Source organism: Streptomyces fodineus (assembly GCF_001735805.1).
GTDB classification, from domain to species: domain Bacteria; phylum Actinomycetota; class Actinomycetes; order Streptomycetales; family Streptomycetaceae; genus Streptomyces; species Streptomyces fodineus.
On record NZ_CP017248.1, the window covers coordinates 278,140 to 292,388 of the forward strand.

13 protein-coding genes and 6 pseudogenes are annotated in these 14,249 nt (G+C 68.8%); 9 read left to right on the plus strand and 10 right to left on the minus strand.

Annotated elements, in window-relative coordinates; translation table 11 throughout:
- Positions 1–407: 407 nt before the first annotated feature.
- Both BFF78_RS42380 and BFF78_RS49970 read right to left on the minus strand, forming a co-directional pair.
- Positions 408–734, minus strand: coding sequence for a helix-turn-helix domain-containing protein (locus BFF78_RS42380; RefSeq protein ID WP_159032917.1), 327 nt, complete (start codon positions 732–734; stop codon positions 408–410).
- 104 nt (positions 735–838) lie between these two features.
- Positions 839–1,345: pseudogene (locus BFF78_RS49970) on the minus strand (cupin domain-containing protein); the annotation flags it as partial.
- Positions 1,346–1,437: 92 nt separating this feature from the next.
- On the opposite strand from BFF78_RS49970, the gene BFF78_RS01185 reads away from it, so the two are divergent.
- From BFF78_RS01185 to BFF78_RS01195, 3 genes are all read left to right on the plus strand, one after another.
- On the plus strand, positions 1,438–2,217 hold the full coding sequence (locus tag BFF78_RS01185) for an MBL fold metallo-hydrolase (protein ID WP_069776534.1): 780 nt from the start codon (positions 1,438–1,440) through the stop codon (positions 2,215–2,217).
- 506 nt (positions 2,218–2,723) lie between these two features.
- The gene (locus tag BFF78_RS01190; protein WP_069776535.1) at positions 2,724–3,926 is read left to right on the plus strand and encodes an IS110 family RNA-guided transposase; all 1,203 of its coding nucleotides are present in this window, start codon (positions 2,724–2,726) and stop codon (positions 3,924–3,926) included.
- A 288-nt stretch (positions 3,927–4,214) separates the two neighbouring features.
- A complete protein-coding gene (locus BFF78_RS01195; RefSeq protein WP_069776535.1) occupies positions 4,215–5,417 on the plus strand; it encodes an IS110 family RNA-guided transposase in 1,203 nt (400 codons plus the stop codon).
- Between the two features lie 484 nt (positions 5,418–5,901).
- Here the strand turns inward: BFF78_RS01195 and BFF78_RS01200 are convergent.
- From BFF78_RS01200 to BFF78_RS01210, 4 genes and pseudogenes are all read right to left on the minus strand, one after another.
- Positions 5,902–6,651, minus strand: a pseudogene (locus tag BFF78_RS01200) (SDR family oxidoreductase).
- Between the two features lie 4 nt (positions 6,652–6,655).
- Positions 6,656–6,798 (minus strand): annotated as a pseudogene (locus tag BFF78_RS49605) (NF041680 family putative transposase); the annotation flags it as partial.
- 29 nt (positions 6,799–6,827) lie between these two features.
- Positions 6,828–6,962: pseudogene (locus tag BFF78_RS49610) on the minus strand (transposase family protein); the annotation flags it as partial.
- Positions 6,963–7,199: 237 nt separating this feature from the next.
- The gene (locus tag BFF78_RS01210) at positions 7,200–7,787 is read right to left on the minus strand and encodes a TetR/AcrR family transcriptional regulator (protein ID WP_069776536.1); all 588 of its coding nucleotides are present in this window, start codon (positions 7,785–7,787) and stop codon (positions 7,200–7,202) included.
- Between the two features lie 45 nt (positions 7,788–7,832).
- On the opposite strand from BFF78_RS01210, the gene BFF78_RS01215 reads away from it, so the two are divergent.
- A complete protein-coding gene (locus BFF78_RS01215) occupies positions 7,833–8,765 on the plus strand; it encodes a DUF2867 domain-containing protein (RefSeq protein ID WP_069776537.1) in 933 nt (310 codons plus the stop codon).
- Between the two features lie 95 nt (positions 8,766–8,860).
- Here the strand turns inward: BFF78_RS01215 and BFF78_RS42395 are convergent.
- Both BFF78_RS42395 and BFF78_RS01230 read right to left on the minus strand, forming a co-directional pair.
- A pseudogene (locus BFF78_RS42395) lies at positions 8,861–9,221 on the minus strand (transposase); the annotation flags it as partial.
- 518 nt (positions 9,222–9,739) lie between these two features.
- A complete protein-coding gene (locus BFF78_RS01230) occupies positions 9,740–10,471 on the minus strand; it encodes an HAD family hydrolase (RefSeq protein ID WP_079161089.1) in 732 nt (243 codons plus the stop codon).
- 149 nt (positions 10,472–10,620) lie between these two features.
- On the opposite strand from BFF78_RS01230, the gene BFF78_RS01235 reads away from it, so the two are divergent.
- The 4 genes and pseudogenes from BFF78_RS01235 to BFF78_RS49975 all read left to right on the plus strand — a co-directional run bounded on the left by BFF78_RS01235 (position 10,621) and on the right by BFF78_RS49975 (position 12,457).
- Positions 10,621–11,061, plus strand: a complete 441-nt coding sequence (locus BFF78_RS01235; protein WP_069776539.1) for a GNAT family N-acetyltransferase — start codon at positions 10,621–10,623, stop codon at positions 11,059–11,061.
- Positions 11,062–11,421: 360 nt separating this feature from the next.
- Positions 11,422–11,481 (plus strand): annotated as a pseudogene (locus BFF78_RS47680) (hypothetical protein); the annotation flags it as partial.
- 50 nt (positions 11,482–11,531) lie between these two features.
- Positions 11,532–11,933 carry a hypothetical protein gene (locus BFF78_RS47685; protein ID WP_069776540.1) on the plus strand — a complete coding sequence of 134 codons (402 nt, stop codon included), beginning with the start codon at positions 11,532–11,534 and terminating at the stop codon, positions 11,931–11,933.
- 20 nt (positions 11,934–11,953) lie between these two features.
- The gene (locus BFF78_RS49975) at positions 11,954–12,457 is read left to right on the plus strand and encodes an ISAs1 family transposase (RefSeq protein WP_069776541.1); all 504 of its coding nucleotides are present in this window, start codon (positions 11,954–11,956) and stop codon (positions 12,455–12,457) included.
- Here the strand turns inward: BFF78_RS49975 and BFF78_RS01250 are convergent.
- Together BFF78_RS01250 and BFF78_RS47695 are read right to left on the minus strand one after the other, a co-directional pair.
- Positions 12,454–13,161, minus strand: coding sequence for a phosphotransferase family protein (locus tag BFF78_RS01250; RefSeq protein ID WP_227026099.1), 708 nt, complete (start codon positions 13,159–13,161; stop codon positions 12,454–12,456). The genes BFF78_RS49975 and BFF78_RS01250 overlap by 4 nt on opposite strands.
- Positions 13,089–13,370 (minus strand): hypothetical protein, encoded by a 282-nt coding sequence (locus BFF78_RS47695; RefSeq protein WP_069776543.1) that lies wholly within the window; start codon positions 13,368–13,370, stop codon positions 13,089–13,091. The genes BFF78_RS01250 and BFF78_RS47695 overlap by 73 nt, the downstream gene beginning before the upstream one ends.
- A gap of 475 nt (positions 13,371–13,845) precedes the next feature.
- Between BFF78_RS47695 and BFF78_RS45930 the strand changes: the two genes are divergently transcribed.
- Positions 13,846–14,001 carry a hypothetical protein gene (locus tag BFF78_RS45930; protein WP_159032918.1) on the plus strand — a complete coding sequence of 52 codons (156 nt, stop codon included), beginning with the start codon at positions 13,846–13,848 and terminating at the stop codon, positions 13,999–14,001.
- Positions 14,002–14,249 lie beyond the last annotated feature (248 nt).

A 14,249-nucleotide genomic window follows, 5' to 3' on the forward strand; every position in this document is an offset into this window, starting at 1 on the left:
ACGGCCCGCGAGTAGACGGATCGGCCGTTGTCGACGAAAACCAGACCGTGGAGGACCTCGACAGGTTTCCTGCCTAATTCGACCTTGCTGCCTTGGCTGCCAAGGCAGCGATCATCCGCAATGAGGTCCGCGCCCCCAGGAACTCCGGGCCAGGAAGCCCGAGGTACTGGCCAACGTCGCCCAGCCGGCGGGGAACTCAGTGCTCGCGCAGGCCAACCAGACCACTCGGAGCAAGCTGTCGCTCCCCTAGCAGCCCGGCGTCAGCCCGACACCAGGCACGTCTCCCGACGTCAGGGACACCCCCACGAGCGGTACTGCCGCCAGATGTGACCGGTCCCCCGTCCGAACCACGTACGCCCCCGATCGAGGCGGTCACCGAGCATCACCAGCGCCTGCTCACTGCCCCGTTAATGCCAGTGGGTGGCCCGGTAGCGGGTGGGTGGGGTGCCTCGGTGGCGGGTGAATGCGCGGGAGAAGGCGAACTGCGAGGTGTAGCCGACGGTGTTGGCGATGCGGGTGACGGAATCATTGGTCTCTCGGAGCCTTCGTGCGGCGATCTCCAGGCGCCAACGTGTGAGGTAGGCCAGTGGGGGTTCGCCGACGAGACGGGTGAAGCGGCGGGACAGAGTGGCCCGGGAGACGCCGACTTCGCGAGCCAGGGTGTCCACGGTCCATGTGCGCCCGGGCTCTTCGTGGATGAGGGAGATCGCGGCGGCGACTTCGGGATCGCGCAAGGCCGCCCACCAGCTGGCGCTGCGGTCCGGGGCATCCCGCGAGGCCGCCCACTGGCGCAGGATGTGGACGAAGAGGACGTCGACCAGCCGGTCGTGATGGTCTGTAAGCCCGGTGCCTGGTCGGCCAGTTCAGCGGTCAGCATGCGCAGCGTCTCGGTGAGGTCGCACCGGCGCGCCGAGGGGTCGGCCCGCAACAGCAGCACCGGTGGCAGGGTCAGCAGCGGGTGGGAGGCGTGGGTATCGAAGCGGTAGCCGCCACAGACGACGCGGGTCTGCGGTCCAGGGTCGGCGCCGGGGCCGGGGAAGTCGATCGGTGCGCCCGGCCCGCTGCGATCGGCCTGGGTGACGTCTTCGAACCGGATCGTCGGGCCCGTCGGGTCACTCGCCATCGCGTGGCCGCTGCCGGCCGGGAGCAGGACGAGGTCGCCCGCCGTCAGGGGAAGTGGTTCGGCGCCCGGGCGGCGCAGCCAGCAGGTGCCCTGGGCGATGTGGTGAAAGACGGCCGAGGGCAGGTGCGGGAATTCGATCCCCCACGGCCCGGTGGCATGCACCCTGGCGGTGACGGTGCCGCCGATCTTCGTGGCGGACAGCACATCGGCGAGGACATCCATACCCGGACACTACAGGCGATGAGACGAACAGCTAGGAATCTGGGTCAGATGAGCATGGAACGGCTCAGCCATGCTGACATAGCGTCGAAGTCATGGCACACACCACAGTCATCCCGGTACCGGCCATGGGCAAACGGAACGTCAACGCCTTTCTGTTGCTGGGCCGTCGGGCCGTTCTGGTCGACACCGGTATCCCGGGCAGCGGCGCGAAAATCCTGGCGCGGATCGCCGAGCACGGCATCGAGCCCGGCAACGTCTCGGCGATCGTCATCACCCACGCCCACATCGACCACTTCGGATCCGCCGCGGAACTACGCCTGGCCACCGGAGCTCCGGTGGTCGCGCACGTCGCGGATCTCGGGCCCTACACAACCGGCCGGATCCGGGAGCCTTACCTTCCCACCGGACGGTTCGGCCGCTTCCTGGACCGGCTGGACGCCTTCCATGAGCACGCGGAACCGTTCCGGCCGGACCTGCTGGTCGACGGGCCCACCACGCTGTACGAGCACGGCGTCAACGCCCGGATCATGCCCACCCCAGGGCACACCGCCGGCTCGATATCGGTGCTCACGGATGAGGGCGATCTCGTCGCGGGTGACCTGGTCGCCACCTCGTTCCTCGGCATGGCCCACCGAAGACCGGCCAACCCGCCCTTCCACGACGACCCGGCCGGCAACCTGGCCAGCCTGCGAGCGACGCTCGCCCTCAAGCCGACCACGCTGCACGTCGGCCACGGAGGGCCGCTGGACCCGGCACGGGTGGAGAACTGGGCGGCCAGGGAGCAGCACCGGCTGGAGAGGCTCGCCGCTCGCGGCCGGCTGCGCACGCGGGAAGAAGTGCGTGGCATCGCACAGGAGTCGACGAGCAGTTAGCGCAGAGAACGAGCGCCCGCGACCGCCGCACACGCCCAGCACCGGATCACCTCCGCCCGGGCGTAGGTGATCCGATGTACCCGGCCGCCTTGGTGTGCCGGTAAATGTGCTCTTCGCGCGAGCGCAGGTGATCCCGACACCTCGCTGGCCGCGAGACCGGGGAAGGTCTTCGGTACGTGGCGTGCAGGAAGCGGTCCAGAGCTGCGCCCACCAGCGGTGCAACGATGCGCAGCAAGCCCCCCCCGTTATCTTCTTCGCGGTCCTGCAAGAGGACCGCTGGCCTCCGGGCCCGGCATGGCTGGTCCCCCCTGTCGAAAGCATGACCTGGGGGGTGGTGCCACCGGGCCCGAGAGGCGCCGTTGGAGACGCTGATGAGAGGTCCGACTACCGCCTGGCCCGGCGCAACGCCCGGCCGCTTGCGGGCGGCAGGTCTGCATAACGTGGATGCGCGCATACGACGCCAACGCCCTGGCCAGCACCGCACGAACCCCCCTCTGGAGGATGGGTTGGACGACATCGACGACGTGGGCGTCTTCCTCGGCCTGGACGTCGGCAAGAGCGCCCATCACGGGCACGGGCTGACCCCGGCCGGCAAGAAGGTCTTCGACAAGCAGCTGCCCAACAGCGAGCCGAAGCTGCGGGCCGTCTTCGACAAGCTGGCCGCGAAGTTCGGCACCGTGCTGGTGATCGTGGACCAGCCCGCCTCCATCGGAGCACTCCCGCTCACGGTCGCCCGGGACGCCGGCTGCAAGGTCGCCTACCTGCCCGGCCTGTCCATGCGGCGGATCGCCGATCTCTACCCGGGCGAGGCAAAAACCGACGCGAAGGACGCCGCGGTAATCGCGGACGCGGCCCGGACCATGCCGCACACCCTGCGCTCGCTCCAGCTGACCGACGAGATCACCGCCGAGCTGACCGTGCTGGTGGGCTTCGACCAGGACCTGGCGGCCGAGGCGACCCGCACCTCCAACCGGATACGCGGCCTGCTCACCCAGTTCCACCCCAGCCTGGAACGCGTCCTCGGCCCGCGCCTGGACCACCCCGCCGTGACCTGGCTGCTGGAACGCTACGGATCCCCAGCCAGCCTGCGAAAGGCCGGTCGCCGCAAGCTCGTTGAGGTGATCCGGCCCAAGGCCCCGCGCATGGCCGCCCGGCTGATCGACGAGGTCTTCGACGCGCTCGACGAGCAGACCGTCGTGGTCCCGGGCACCGGCACCCTCGACCTCGTGATCCCCTCCCTGGCCCGCTCGCTCGCGGCCGTCCACGAACAGCGACGAGCCCTGGAAGCACAGATCGGACAGCTGCTGGAGGCTCACCCTCTTTCCGCGGTCCTGACCTCGATTCCGGGGGTCGCGGTCAGGACCGCCGCCACCTTGCTGGTCACCGTCGGCGACGGCACCAGCTTCCCCACCGCCGCCCACCTGGCCTCCTACGCCGGCCTCGCCCCGACCACCAAGTCATCGGGAACCTCGATCCACGGCGAACACGCGCCCAGAGGCGGCAACCGGCAACTCAAGCGGGCGATGTTCCTGTCCGCGTTCGCCGCCCTGCACGATCCCGCCTCCCGCACCTACTACGACCGATGCCGGGCCCGCGGGAAGACCCACACCCAGGCCCTCCTCCGTCTGGCCCGCCAGCGGATCAACGTGCTGTTCGCCATGCTCCGCGACGGCACCTTCTACGAACCCAGAACCCCACGCCTCGCTTGACGAAAGACATAGAGGCACCCCCCCCCGTTATCTTCTTCGCGGTCCTGCAAGAGGACCGCTGGCCTCCGGGCCCGGCATGGCTGGTCCCCCCTGTCGAAAGCATGACCTGGGGGGTGGTGCCACCGGGCCCGAGAGGCGCCGTTGGAGACGCTGATGAGAGGTCCGACTACCGCCTGGCCCGGCGCAACGCCCGGCCGCTTGCGGGCGGCAGGTCTGCATAACGTGGATGCGCGCATACGACGCCAACGCCCTGGCCAGCACCGCACGAACCCCCCTCTGGAGGATGGGTTGGACGACATCGACGACGTGGGCGTCTTCCTCGGCCTGGACGTCGGCAAGAGCGCCCATCACGGGCACGGGCTGACCCCGGCCGGCAAGAAGGTCTTCGACAAGCAGCTGCCCAACAGCGAGCCGAAGCTGCGGGCCGTCTTCGACAAGCTGGCCGCGAAGTTCGGCACCGTGCTGGTGATCGTGGACCAGCCCGCCTCCATCGGAGCACTCCCGCTCACGGTCGCCCGGGACGCCGGCTGCAAGGTCGCCTACCTGCCCGGCCTGTCCATGCGGCGGATCGCCGATCTCTACCCGGGCGAGGCAAAAACCGACGCGAAGGACGCCGCGGTAATCGCGGACGCGGCCCGGACCATGCCGCACACCCTGCGCTCGCTCCAGCTGACCGACGAGATCACCGCCGAGCTGACCGTGCTGGTGGGCTTCGACCAGGACCTGGCGGCCGAGGCGACCCGCACCTCCAACCGGATACGCGGCCTGCTCACCCAGTTCCACCCCAGCCTGGAACGCGTCCTCGGCCCGCGCCTGGACCACCCCGCCGTGACCTGGCTGCTGGAACGCTACGGATCCCCAGCCAGCCTGCGAAAGGCCGGTCGCCGCAAGCTCGTTGAGGTGATCCGGCCCAAGGCCCCGCGCATGGCCGCCCGGCTGATCGACGAGGTCTTCGACGCGCTCGACGAGCAGACCGTCGTGGTCCCGGGCACCGGCACCCTCGACCTCGTGATCCCCTCCCTGGCCCGCTCGCTCGCGGCCGTCCACGAACAGCGACGAGCCCTGGAAGCACAGATCGGACAGCTGCTGGAGGCTCACCCTCTTTCCGCGGTCCTGACCTCGATTCCGGGGGTCGCGGTCAGGACCGCCGCCACCTTGCTGGTCACCGTCGGCGACGGCACCAGCTTCCCCACCGCCGCCCACCTGGCCTCCTACGCCGGCCTCGCCCCGACCACCAAGTCATCGGGAACCTCGATCCACGGCGAACACGCGCCCAGAGGCGGCAACCGGCAACTCAAGCGGGCGATGTTCCTGTCCGCGTTCGCCGCCCTGCACGATCCCGCCTCCCGCACCTACTACGACCGATGCCGGGCCCGCGGGAAGACCCACACCCAGGCCCTCCTCCGTCTGGCCCGCCAGCGGATCAACGTGCTGTTCGCCATGCTCCGCGACGGCACCTTCTACGAACCCAGAACCCCACGCCTCGCTTGACGAAAGACATAGAGGCACCCCCCCGGATGCGCCGGGATTCCGCTTGGACGCCAGGCCGCCGAACAGGTGAGGACTCGCAGCTGGTCGACCAGACCCGGCTGTGAAAGGCGAGCAGTGCCCAGGGCAATGGGGCGAACGGACCACGGGGAGGGACCAGCAGACGGCTATGGAGGAAGTGCCCGAACCCGCCAAGCACCACGAACATAGCCATCAACTCGCGCTCATGCGGGCCAGGAAGGCGCAGGCGGGAAAGACGGGCGCAGCCGAGCCGGCGCAAACGTTTTGGTGATGGCGATATCTGCATCTCCCCACCAGGTGCTCGGGCCGGCCCGAGAGCTGCCCGGCTTGTCTTCCCGGCAGAGCCGCGCTGTCCTGCACGGTGAGGCCAGGCATTCGGCTGCCCCCCATGCACCGGCGGAAGTTGGTGGCGTCCCGCGGGTGTGCGGGCCGCCCCGGCAACGGGCCCGCCCCGGTGAACCGCCGGTCAGGCGGCCTGGCCGGTGGGCATGATGGTGACCTGCTGGAGGTTCACCCGCGGCGGCAGCGTGGCAATGAAGCCAACGGTCTCTGCGATGTCCTGCGCCGTGAGCCACTCCATGGTCTGCCTGGAGCCCGCCAGCCAGTTGCGGGCGCCAGGGTCAGTGACATGGCTCTGCAACTCGGTGCCGACGATGCCCGGCTCGATCGCCGAGACGCGCACGTTCTTCGCGCCCAGCTCGGCCCGCAGGTGACGGGAGAGATGGGTGACCTACGCCTTCGTGCCTGAGTAGACCGCGAAGTTCGGGAAGATGTTCTGCGCCGCGATCGACGAAGTGTTGATCAGGTCGGCCACACCGCGCTCGGCAGCGCCCTTGACCAACTGCGGGGTGAACGCGCCGATCGCATTCATCAAACCGGTGATGTTCAGGTCGATCTGATGCTGCCACTGGCCCGTCGCCAGCTCCTCGATCGGAGCGGGCAGCATGACGCCGGCGTTGTTCAGGAGCAGGTCGGCGCCGCCGAATTCGGCCTCCACCCGGTCAGCGGCGCGCTGCAGAGCGGCGGCGTCGGTTACGTCAGCAGCCATCGCCACCGCGCCACCGTCATTCTTCTCGATGCGGGCGACGAGGTCCGCCAGCCGGTCGGCACGCCGCGCCAGGACGACGACGCGGGCACCCAGAAGCGCCAGTTTCTCGGCGGAGGCCTCACCGATGCCACTGGAGGCGCCGGTGACGACCGCGACGCGACCGGCCAGGGGCCCGGCGAACCCGAGCGGAGGTGAGCCGGCCGGGCTCGGCCGGCTTCTCCCAAGGACAGCGGAGATCCGCAGCCGAGGCCGGGCAAGGCGAAGTCGGGTGCGGGCGCAGACAACCAGCCATGTCCACCGCTCTGCCGCCGCGGGCGCGGGGGAACTTCGGGCAGTTGCGCCAGTAGGAGCCGCACTTCACCGGTGGCGCGGGTGATGGTGGGACAGTCCACCCCGAACCAGCAGGCCAGCACGTTATGAGTGATGTCATGGCGCAGATTCACCAGCGCGGCCAGCAACCGGGCCAGATCAATTGTCAATGGTTGGGGATCAGTTCACCCTTCTTGATCTCCGTTCGGATAGGCCGGCCTCCGGCTGCGTAGACGCCTGATCTCCGCGATGAGCCGAGGGACAGCTTCCCGGGCGGCAGCGATGAACTGCACGTTCTCGTCCCACCACTCGTCAACGGTGTCGACGTAGCGAGGGCGCTGGATCAGAGTCGCGGCCATGATCTCGCGATGGCCGAGCTTCCGGAGGGGCCGTGTCCGTCGTGCCCCTCAGCGGGTCATCAGCACCTCGAGTGCCTCGTTGAGATATGTGTGGAACTCCCCGTCTTCCTCTGGGGGCAGCATCGAGGGCACCGCGTGGCCGAGTTGGGCGTGGCCCAGGTAGACGGTGTATGCGAGCAGTCCGCGCCGGCGGGCCTCCGGTTCGGGGAAGCCGAGGTCGGCGAAGAGCTGGGCGAGGTATGCCACCCTGCGCTCGGTCACCCGGCGCAGGGCCGCCGCGACCTGGGGTTGCGTCGCGGTGGCGAGCAATGCGACCTCGAGCGGGTCGGCCGTGGCCGACGTGATGGCTGCGGCGAAGAGCAGTTGGATCCGCTTCCTGGGGTCTGGTTCCGCTTCGACCTCGCTGATGGTGCCCTCGGTGTTGATCTGTGCCCAGCGGTCGAGAGCGGCCTCGATGAGCGCGTCACGGTTGGCGAAGTGCCAGTAGAAGCTGCCCTTGGTGGTGCCGAGCCGGGCCGCCAGGGGTTCCACCGCGACGGCCGCGATACCGCCCTCACCGATCGCGGTGAGCGCGGCGTCCGCCCAGTCCTGGGCGGTCAACCGAGGTTTCCTGTCCTGTCGTTGCGCCATGACCATACGCTACCGTATGGTCAACCATACGCTAGCGTATGGAGGTAGGCGATGACTGCGGTACGCAATGTCCACGAGCGTGTGATCGACGCCCCCGCGGCGGCTGTCGGCGCCCTGCTCGACCGTCTCTCCGCCGCGGACGACCCGATCTTCCCGACCCCGGCCTGGCCGCGTATGTGCCTCGACGGCCCACTCGCCGTGAGTGCGGACGGCGGTCACGGCCGGATCCGCTACCACGTCACGGCGTACGAACCAGGGCGTCGCGTCCGCTTCGACACCCCTCCGGGCGGCGGCCTCGACGGATACCACGAGCTGACGGTCGCACCGCTCGGTGCCGAACGCTGCTGTGTACGCCATGTTCTCGAGTGCGAAACGCGCGGCTTCTTCCGGCTCCAGTGGGCCTGCGTCATACGGCACATACACGACACAATGATCGAGGAGATCTTCGACAACATCGAGCGTGCGGCGGCTCACGGCGTTGCCCGCCCCATGCGCTGGTCACCGTGGGTGCGGCTGCTCCACCGGCTCGGCTGGGCCCGGCCCCAAGCCGTCGCCAGTCCGGCGGCGGCCCAGCTGATCCGCACGTCCCTCGACCGTACCGACTACGAGGACGCGTACCGGATGGAACTCCTGCCGGGCCTGCCGCGTGACCCAGCGGCCTGGACGGGCATCCTGCGCGACGCCTTCCCGGTCCTCGCCCAAGCCGGCGGCGAACTGCTCCTGGACGTGAACACGGCGGGTCTGACGGCTCGCGCCTCGATCCTCATCGATGAGCGTTACGTCACCCTCAGCACGGCCGTGAAGGTCGACGGCCTGCGAGCGCGCCTTTACTGGGGTGTGGTCAAGCGCGTACACCCCTTCATGGCCCGCAGCATGTTCCGGCGTACGCACCGCACGTTGGCGCTCGCAGCGCCCAGCGCCGGAGAACGGAGTCGGGCCGCCGCGCTCAGAGCGTCCGCCACTGGATCACCGAATGCGGGGTGAGCGGCTGCGGACGTACCGAGGGCCTGGGGTGGCTGCTTGCGCGAGTTCGTCGAGTTGGTCGAGTTCCCTCGCCGGCGGGGATTCCAGGGTGGTCATCAAGCCGCGAGCTTCTCTCGTTCCACGAGCTGACCATTCTCGAATCTCACGCCCGCGCGGACCAGGGAGAACAGACGGGCTCCGGCGATCGCTCGCCAGCGGGCCTGGGCGGACTCGACGAGCTTGAACACCATCGCGAGGGCTGCGGCCGGGCTGCCGGCACCGCGGGTGACCTTGGTGCGGAGCTTGACCTGTGGAGAACATGGACTCGATGGGGTTCGTGGTCCGCAGATGGATCCAGTGTGCGGCTGGGAAATCGTAGAACGCCAGCAGCTCCTCCTGGTCGCCGGCGATCTTCGCGACGGCCATGGGCCACTTGGCGCCGTAGGTCTTCTCGAACGCCTCGATCGCCTTCTCCGCGTGTGCGACCCCCACCACGCACAGCTCAACGAGCCATCCGGGTGCCGAGCCACCGCCAACCATGGAACCTCCTGGGAGCATCTGCCCCAAGAACTGGCAACGGCTCTGGGATGACCTCATGACAACGTCAGGCCGAGTGGCATGGGGCCGACGTATGGCAGCAGTTGCACGAGGTCATGCTGGCGAAGCTGCGGGTGCCGGCGCCCTGGACTTCTCCCGCGCGGCGGTGGACTCTTCGCACGTCAGAGCCTCATTGCGCCTGGTCCGTGACCTGGGCATCCGGCCACTGATCGCCCGCCTCAAACACCGAGCACGGCTCTGGCCTGGCCGCCCAGCGGCGGGTCGTCGAGCGTGCCTTCGCGCTCCTGCACCACTTTCGCCGCCTGCACATCCGCTGGGAGATACGCGACGACATCCATGAAGCTCTGCTCAGCCTCGGCTGCGCGCTGATCTGCCGGCGGCGGCCGACCGTCCCCCAATGCCGTCACTCATAGGCGCTGTTGGTGTTCCCTGATAGTTCAAAGAGCCCCAACAGCGCCGGGGGATGTCGCCACAGTGATGTCCAGAGCCGGCGGACGGTCTGAGGCGACGGCGTTGCCGGAGGATCCGGACGCGAAGGCCAGGATGTGCGGGACTGCTTCGCGCAGGCTCTCGAAGTGGCGGTGCACGCCCTCCACTGCGGCAGCGGCGTTCACGCCCCACACCGTCATACCGGCACGCAGCCCGGACTGCACTCCGGACGGAGCGTCCTCGATGACCAGGCAGTCTTCCGGCTCGGCCCCCAGTCGCGCAGCGGCCCGCAGATACGGAACGGGAGAGGGCTTGCCCTCCTCAACAGCGGCTGCGTCCACGATCAGGCCCGGCGCCGGCAGGCCCGTGCGCAGGAAACGGCCGCGTACCCGGTGCTCGTAGTTCGAGGTCACCAGTGCCCAGGAACCCGGCGGCAGGCCGCGCAACACCTCTGCCGCACCCTCGAAGGCCGCGTAGAGGCCGGACCGGACGTCCTCGTCCTCCAGCTCGTGCAGCGCGGACAGGCACTCGTGCGGATCGTGGGCCGCGGCGACCTGCGCGAAGGTTTCCGTGGGCCTGGTCCGCAGGGCCACCTGGTAGACCTCGTCCGGGTCCAGCCCGTAGCGCTCCGCCCACGCTCGCCACACCCGGCGCTGGTTGCCCACTGCGTCGATCAACGTGCCATCGACATCGAACAGAACGTACCTCGCGCGGCCGGGCTGCGCAGATTTGCTTGTCACACACTGATCATGCCAGGCGCCGAGCAGCCAGTTCCGGGGCAGCTCTGGAAGCGTGTCTGCTGGCTGCGTGCCCCCTTGTCAGCCATGGCGTCTCGGTGACGCGGCAAAATGGAGTTGACCTCCGAGGTGTACTCGGGTCTTCTGCTGCGATGTCTGACCTTCGCATCCAACAGCCGGACGACGACGTCACGCTCAGGGACTGGCAGTACGTCCACAACACCATCATCCCTACGCACCTCCTGTCCATCGACGCGGTACGCGAGCGCGCACAACGCCATCACCTGGAGGTCGCGTACGTCGGTGACGTTCTCGTGGGTTGCAGCACGGTGCGCCCTCCGTCGGACGACACCATGACGGCCACGTTGATCGCCCGTGTGCTCGCTCCTCACCGCAGGCAGGGGTTCGGCGAGGATCTCTATGCTCGCGGGCTCAACCACGCACGGGAGTTGGGCGCCAAGGTGATCGAAACGGTGGTCCTGTCCTCCAACGAGGACGGTCTGCGGTTCGCATGCAAACACGGGTTCACCGAGATCGAGCGGTACCTGCTGCCCGGGGAAACCATTCCTTGGATCGATCTGCGCCTTTCCTGATCCGAGTCGCCCGGGACTTGTTGCTCTGGGCATGGCGATCCTCGGGCAACTGGTCCCGGACGGACGACTTGCGGGAGCCGTTTCAGCGTGTCGACCCACTCCAGGGCGGCGTCGTTCAGAGCTTCCGTCCAGGTTGATTTGGGTTCAGATGGCTGATGCGGCTTCTGCGTTCGCGGCGCGGAACGACCGGAGCCAGGCGCGACTTCCGGGTGATCACGAGGTGTCGACGTCCTGACCACCACAACGGAAGACCGTGGCTGCCAGCTCATCATCGCCCTCCTGGCCGGCCTGAGCCGACTCACCACCGCGTCACCGCCCGCCTCCGGCGAGCACCCCCGCCTGCTGCAGCGCCTGGCTGCCGTGCCCGACCCGCGTCGGTCTTCCGGCCGTCGTCATTCCCTGGTCTTCGTCCTGGCACTGGCTGCATGTGCCGTGCTCGCGGGCGCGAAGTCCCTGATTACGATCGCGGAATGGCCGCCGACAGGCCGCCAACCGTGCTCACCGCGCTCGGCGGCCCCGTGCGCGAGCCGACCGGGCCAGTCGCCCCGGCCGAGGCCACCGTGCGCCGTCTCCTGCAACGCGTCGACGGCGACGCCCTCGACGCCGCGATCGGCGGCCGGCGCGCCGATCGCGAGCACGAACCGACACGGGCCTGGGACCGGCAACGCCTCCGTGCGCTGGTCGTCGACGGCAAGACCGTCCTCGCCGCCGGCCGACCAGACGGCACCCAGGTCCGCCTCCTCGCCGCCATGACCGCAGGCAGCCAGCTCATCGTCCAGCGCGCGGTCAGCTCCAAGACCAACGAAATCCCAGCAGGCCCGCTACATCGCCGTGATCAAGGGCAATCGCCCCACCGCTTCAGCAGGAACTGAAGCAACTGCCGCGGCGGCAGGTGCCGCTTCAGGGCAAGACCCGCGCCACCGCACACGGCCGCGACGCGATTCGCCGGATCAAGACCTGCTCCGTCGCGCGCGGCCTCGACTTCCCCCACGCCGCCCGGGCCGTCCATGTCGTACGCCGCCGCCGGACCGTCACCATCGGCAAGGTCACCCTCGAGCGCGTCTACGGCGTGACCAGCCTCCGACCCCACCAGGCCAAGCCCGCCGACCTCGCCTCCTGGGTGCGCGGCCACTGGGGCATCGAGAACAAGATCCACCACCTGCGCGACGCCACGTTTGCTGAGGACACCTCACGCGTCCGCACAGGCACCGCACCCCGGGCGATGGCCAGCCTGCGCCACCTCGCCCTCGGCGCCCTCCGACACGCCGGCCACGACAACATCGCCGCCGGGTCCGCCACCACGTCCGCGCCCCCGCCGTACGCTTGCCACCTTCGGCATCACGTGATCAAACCAGACCACTCTAACGACGCCGCCTTGGTGCACCGGGCTGCCTAACCCGCCAGCCGAGCAATGTCATCGGCGATTCCGCCCAAGGGCCCGACCGTGCCTATCGAGCGGAAACAGTCCCACAACTCGACCGCATGGTAGAGCCGGTAGAGGTCAAGCCGCTCGACGGCGTCGGCGGGAAGCGGCCCGTAGCCTTCGAACAGCGCGCTGCGTTCCGGCTCACCGCGGCCGAGGGAGTAGTAGTCGGTCTTGGCCAGGTCGATCAGCGGGTCGGCGGCGATCGCGTTCTCGACGTCAATCACGCCGCTCACCTCCCAGCCGCCCGGGCGCCGAGCGACGAGCACGTTGCCCTCATGCAGGTCATTGTGGCAGAGCACGGCGGTCCCGCAGTTGTCGAACAGCGCCCCGTCGCGCTCGACCCGCCGCGCGACCGCGTCGTGCAACCGGCCGTCGCCGCCCAGAACCTTGAACTCCGCGAGTTTCTTGGCGAACTGGTGCCGCATGTAGCTGCCATTATCGAAGCGCGGATCAAGGATGCGGTCGGTTACATACCCGTAGGCCTCCTGGCCAATCTGGTGCACCGTGGCCAAGGCGGCGCCCATCTCCCGGTAGAACGATGGAATTCGTGCCGAGTTCATTTCCTTCGACGCCTCAGACAGCGGGCGCCCCTCGAGCAGGCTCAGGATCGTGACGGCCCGGCCCCAGGCCCTCCCCCCGGCGTGTGGTGCAGCACGCTCGGCACCGGCAGGGATCCCAGGCTCGCGAGCATCTGATAGACGCGAACTTCCTTTGCCTGCTTCCACGCCCATTCGTGCGCATACACCTTGAAGATCGCGCTGTGGGCAGGATCAGCACAGCGCATCTCGCACACTGCGCTCAACTGGCCGCCCGTACGCGGCATCGCTTCGATCACCTCGGCGTCGGGGAACACCTCCCGCAGCAGCCCTTCGGCCCACACCATCCTAGGAGGCAACTGATCCGGTTGCGACATGCGTGGACCATATGCACCGAGATGCAACCCAGCAATCGGTTATCCCGCACTGCCCGCCGACAGACCCGGGCCGGTCAGACTGCCGGAGCCGATGCTGGCTGGGGGTTTCTGTGCGCCACAGATGTGGGGCGGGAATCGGCGACCCCGGCGGGGGCACCCCTACCCCTGCTCGCCACCTACGGTATCGCGTGATCAAACCGGACAGATCGCTCGAACGACGACGCCCGGTGGCATACCCACAACCTGAGCGCGGCCGCCGAGCGGCACGTCTCCCAGCACCACCGCAGCCTGCGCGTTCTGACATCGGCATCACCTCAACCCGAGTCCAATACCCTTCCGGCTGCGGCCTCGTCCGCTTCGCTTCGGCACGAGGGCACCGGTTCGCCGACCGGACGCGTGCCCGGCACGCCGCCGCCCAGGCCCTGCTGAAGGAAGGACACAGCCAATGCTCAATCCATCGACAGCTCTAGGGGGAACCTGGCGCACCGTCAAGCAGTTCGCCAACGCCGAGGCGCTGGAGGAGTTGTTCACCGGTCAGTGGCAGAACCGGACCTCCGTCCCCGATGACGACAGGCCCTGCCTGGACGCCCGCCGGGACTAGGGTTGCACCAGCGCATAGAAGTTGTGGGAAGAGATCGTGCCGCTCGGATACAAGGGCAGTTACCAGCGGTTTCGCGCTCACCTCCGCGACAAGCGCACCTCACCAGGGCCGGTGACCGCCCGTCCGACCTCGCCCCGGGACCGTCGCCGGGTGGTTCCTGCGGCACCCGGACACCTTCAGCGAATCCGGGCAGCTCCAGCTCAAGGCCGTCCGGACACACTGCCCCGAACTCGACGCCCTCACCCACC